The sequence below is a fragment of the Paenibacillus sp. FSL R7-277 genome (assembly GCF_000517965.1).
Taxonomy (GTDB): domain Bacteria; phylum Bacillota; class Bacilli; order Paenibacillales; family Paenibacillaceae; genus Paenibacillus_AQ; species Paenibacillus_AQ silagei.
Window position 1 is genome coordinate 1 of record NZ_ASPX01000051.1, and the last position, 203, is coordinate 203.

Below are 203 nucleotides of genomic sequence, written 5' to 3' on the forward strand. Positions count from 1 at the left end.
TCTTTGCGGAATAAATCCCGATCGATATTACTGTGGAACGATTCAATAAAAGCATTTAAATCCGGCGTTCGAGGCGGAATGCGTTCGTGGGTCATTTCCCAGCTTTCACACATGTCGCCAAACAGATGGCTGACGAACTGTGGGCCGTTGTCGGTGCGGATCACCGGGCGTGCGCTGTCAGGGGCGCAGTGTTGCTCCATGGC

At 53.7% G+C, this 203-nt stretch carries 1 pseudogene; it reads right to left on the reverse strand.

The features are described 5' to 3' along the window. Nucleotides 1-203: pseudogene (locus tag C173_RS16180) on the reverse strand (DDE-type integrase/transposase/recombinase); the annotation flags it as partial.